The organism is Neorhizobium sp. LMR1-1-1.1, from assembly GCF_040675795.1.
GTDB classification, from domain to species: domain Bacteria; phylum Pseudomonadota; class Alphaproteobacteria; order Rhizobiales; family Rhizobiaceae; genus Neorhizobium; species Neorhizobium cellulosilyticum.
In genome coordinates, this window is sequence record NZ_JBEGHE010000045.1 from 1 (window position 1) to 3,822 (window position 3,822).

The following is a 3,822-nucleotide window of genomic DNA, read 5'->3' on the forward strand; positions in this document are numbered from 1 at the left end:
CTCGTTGTGAAGCGTCAGCCATAGCAACGCCAGCACCGCGTCGTCGATTTTGTCCTTATCGATCTCCATGAACCCAACGTTACCACGCGAGCCCCATTAAGTCCCGCGGCCCACCTCGGATGGGTACTCACCGTCTGACATCGACGAATGTCATTTATCGCTTCCGCCAGCTATGGGCTGAGAAACTTACTCGGCGAAAGGAACTTCAAATACAATTTTTAGTTTAGTCTGTTCAACGGGGGCAGAGCTCCCCGCCCTGACATCGTCTTACCCACATTAGTGATGCCCGGTCTCGGAAAGCTATTTCTAGCGTCCCTCAAGTATGGAGTAAGGGTCGTCGATGTTTGACCTGATTGAGCGACTGAAAGAGCGATTAGCGCGAAACCATGCAAGGGCTGCGGTGCTTTGGCCGTCAAGGGACCGTGATGGTTCCGGTAGCGCCGAGGTGGACGAGGAAATTGCGCGAGTTGAGCGCACTATTGCAATCGAAGAACGATTATTGACGCTACTCATTCGGGACGTTCGCCGCACACCGCCCTGACTTCATACGAACCATTCAATGGATCGTACGCTTGTCGTTATCGATATCATTCAGCACCTCAGCCAAGGCTGTCGCAACGTCCTCAGTGAGTAGATCCATGGGGTAACCAGAGACGCGGTAGGGAAGGCCAGTCTCAACCACGATTACACTCCAGCTGTGATCGGGTTCTTGAACGGCGCGATAGATGGGGTCGGTGGTGATCATATGGCTCTCCGCGCTAAGGCGAGAGCTCAACAATCTCCCAGTCACCGGGAAACCGGCGATACCAATTACGTAGTGCTGAAGTCGAAAAAAGAAACCCCGCCGCCCTGACATCAATCGAAGGATATTACCGCGGATAAAGCTCGCCATGTGCCGGGCGAGCGTTCACAAACAAGCAAACTAATGCTTCGTCTCGCCTCTGCCCATCTCGTATTCGAAATCAGCAATCAGAGTGATTGCTTCGAAGACAAGCTTTGCCGCAGCCTCATAGTTGGCAGAAAGGAGAGCGTGGTCTCGCTCAATTTGCGTGCCGAGTTCCTCCAAGCGAAAATGATGGTTCGTTGAGAGAGTTCGAGAAGCTAGGGCCGTATACGCTAGGCTTTTTGCGAGCTCGACTAGCACGCGATCACGCTGATGAGCCGTCATCTGCGAAAACGCTAATGGCTCGGTCTGATTGAGGTCCACACGCAGTACTCCGTTTTGCGACTCGATCGTTACTCAAGGGATTCGTTCCCATCGATTTTAACTGTCTACCGAAACCATCGCTCAGCCGCTTTGAGGAGTTCTGGTTCAGTGGTTAATCCGTCCTGAAACAACCGCACCAGCAGCATTGCGAGCTCATCCGGGTGAGTATCGTGTTCCGGAATCACTTGGGCGAAAACGCGTTCAAGCAACGCCAGATCGTCAGGTCGAAGGATTACATTCGATGGGATGCGACCGCGCATTGCAATTCCCTCGCAGCAGTACCTATCTTACTACCCTACGCAGTCAAAGTTCCCAATGTTTTAATGTTTGCGTGATGCACTCGCTCCATGACCAAGCGCCAGATATCGAAAAGCCCCGCTGCGGCTTTGGGATCGCAACGGGGCCTGCCTACTTCTAGAGCGGACGCAACAAAAGTCTGGCGGCTATATAATAATGAAGGCAGGAAAATGTTCCCGCGCGTCTTATGCACTACTCGTATAGGAGCGATATTCACACGGAAGCGAGAGAGATTTGCTCGATCACTGCCGCCACCGAGATGGTGATAATAAAGATAATCCCTGAAAAGATTATCCACTCCGCCGTTTGCTGCTTACGTCTCATGTGCGATTTCCAAAGTAAAATTCCATTCCGTTATCGCGAACTATGTACAGGTCACGGATCATCCCGGCGGCTTGCAGCATCCCCCGTCGAACTTCCTCAGCTGGAAGAGGGATAGCATCGATTTTTGTGGCCAGGATCTTTAGATCGGTGACAGCGTCGTTTCCCTTTACACTTCGAGGAATTCCGACCTTTACCCGCAATTCGTAGATTTCCGCCACAGCCCGTTCGAGTAACTGACCACGCTCGGAGACGCCGATCGTCTCGATCAGGTTTGCTGATCTGATGAGCTCCGTGATCAATTTGTTGTGCTTCAAGCTTTTCTCTCATTGCGCCAAGGGCACCGATGCCAGAGATGACATGCGCGCAATAAAATCAGGTTAAAGGGAGAAGCCCGTCCGCCTCGCGCATCCGATCATACCAGTCCTATTGACGGTGTCCTTAAATTGAGGACGCCCATAAGCCGCCCAAGGTTCGCGCCGGCAGGATAGTCGCCGACCGTTTCAACCAGCTGGGTTTCAACGTTGTTGCTACTGCGGCAGATGTGTTTCCCTCTCGTGGGATAGTGACTCGCTGAAACGCCCAGACAATGCGACAATCGAGCATATACGCCGGCGAGCCAACGGCGGAACAGACCGTCCATCCAACATCGCCATGTCGTGTAAACGCTGCAACGACGAGCGCGGCGACACGGATTGGCTACACAAGACATTTCGGCGGAGTGAGTACACGGAATACCGGGCGATCGAGTGTTCTCGATGAGGTGCGACAGCGCGGTTGCCTCCGATCCTGTCTTTTTGGCCGCACTTGCTTGGAGCGCGGGGCGGCCTTTTTTTTATTGACGGCAGCAATGTGAATGGCTTGATTGACCTTCCGGTTTGTGTGCGGCCTTTTGGAATTGACCATAAGATTTGCCACCGAATAATTGACCACGCTCAAAGTAAGCGCCGTCAATACCACGGTTACGAAGCGGAGAGCGATGAGAGCCGCTAACGACAATAATCCGGTCACGCTACTGACCAAGACGCAAGCGGCCGAGGTGTGAGGCTACGCGAGACTGTGTGATTGCGCTAACAGTTGCGCGCGTCTACGATAGTCACATGGACATCTTGATCAGCGGCCTTCTGCACATGCGCGTGCGCCATCGGGGCGCACCGGCACCTGTCGGAGATCATGATGCATCACAAACGGAAACGTACTAGGATTGCTGCGTGCGGTTTATGCAAGCCTCATAAAACCAACAGCAGCTGCCCTAGGCACAAGACATGTCGGTAGGCGATCGTCATCGCTACCTGTCTGGAACTCACTAGCTTCGCTGCGAGGGACTGAAGCCTTCGTCTCGTGATCGCTAACAAAGCAGTAGAGAAGCCGTCCCTTCGCGAGGGGCGGCTTCTCTTGTTTTCGCTGGGCATGCCGGCATGATTTCAGTCAAGCATTTGCGCTTCAATCGCCGCCTTAATGAACACCTCACGCGAAGCATTCAATTCAAGCCGGCTGCTAAGAGCTTTGAGGCAGGTCGCCTTGGCAAGCGAATAATAGGTGCCGCTCTGGCTGGGCCATCGATACACTAGCTTTTCGAGGGCATCGTTAGGGCTTCTCACGGCCTCGGCGACGCCGCTCCCGACACGGATCCAGACAGGAGCGAGCCATCGCGCATCCGTCCGGGTCTCGAACTTCTCGTACTTCATTTCATGCGTACTCTCATTAAGCGCGCAATGAACTCGATAGCGCTGATTCTGTTCCCGGCCGTCAGCTTGAAAGTTCTCCTGTCGATGGTCGGCGAGAGATGGCGGTGTTCGTCAGGGCGGCTTAATTTGGGAAGAACAAGATCGCCTATCTATATGTTAGATAAGTTTTGCTAGGACGCGGGCTCATTAGCTGATGCGATCCATATCCTCGTCGCTGCAAGTTTGAGAGCGGCGAGATAGTTGTCGGCACGTCGGTCATATCGGGTTGCTAGGCCCCGCATCTGTTTGATGCGATTGAAGAAGCGTTCT

3 protein-coding genes and 3 pseudogenes are annotated in these 3,822 nt (G+C 53.5%); 1 reads left to right on the forward strand and 5 read right to left on the reverse strand.

Annotation, left to right across the window (positions count from 1 at the left end):
* The 3 genes and pseudogenes from MRBLMR1_RS23165 to MRBLMR1_RS23175 all read right to left on the reverse strand — a co-directional run.
* Positions 1-69, reverse strand: a pseudogene (locus tag MRBLMR1_RS23165) (DUF6429 family protein); the annotation flags it as partial.
* A 487-nt stretch (positions 70-556) separates the two neighbouring features.
* A complete protein-coding gene (locus MRBLMR1_RS23170; RefSeq protein WP_183687955.1) occupies positions 557-745 on the reverse strand; it encodes a hypothetical protein in 189 nt (62 codons plus the stop codon).
* A gap of 1,079 nt (positions 746-1,824) precedes the next feature.
* Complete coding sequence (locus MRBLMR1_RS23175; RefSeq protein WP_500066485.1) at positions 1,825-2,142, reverse strand: hypothetical protein; 318 nt, start codon at positions 2,140-2,142, stop codon at positions 1,825-1,827.
* 220 nt (positions 2,143-2,362) lie between these two features.
* On the opposite strand from MRBLMR1_RS23175, the pseudogene MRBLMR1_RS23180 reads away from it, so the two are divergent.
* Positions 2,363-2,587, forward strand: a pseudogene (locus MRBLMR1_RS23180) (HNH endonuclease); the annotation flags it as partial.
* A gap of 662 nt (positions 2,588-3,249) precedes the next feature.
* Here MRBLMR1_RS23180 and MRBLMR1_RS23185 read toward each other — a convergent pair.
* Positions 3,250-3,513, reverse strand: a complete 264-nt coding sequence (locus tag MRBLMR1_RS23185) for a DUF982 domain-containing protein (RefSeq protein ID WP_183687961.1) — start codon at positions 3,511-3,513, stop codon at positions 3,250-3,252.
* A 170-nt stretch (positions 3,514-3,683) separates the two neighbouring features.
* Positions 3,684-3,822 (reverse strand): annotated as a pseudogene (locus MRBLMR1_RS23190) (IS5/IS1182 family transposase); the annotation flags it as partial.

Coding starts and splice junctions, on each gene's coding strand:
- MRBLMR1_RS23185 (WP_183687961.1), bottom strand. CDS start 3,513: ATGAAGTACGAGAAGTTCGAGACCCGGACGGATGCGCGATGGCTCGCT.
- MRBLMR1_RS23170 (WP_183687955.1), bottom strand. CDS start 745: ATGATCACCACCGACCCCATCTATCGCGCCGTTCAAGAACCCGATCAC.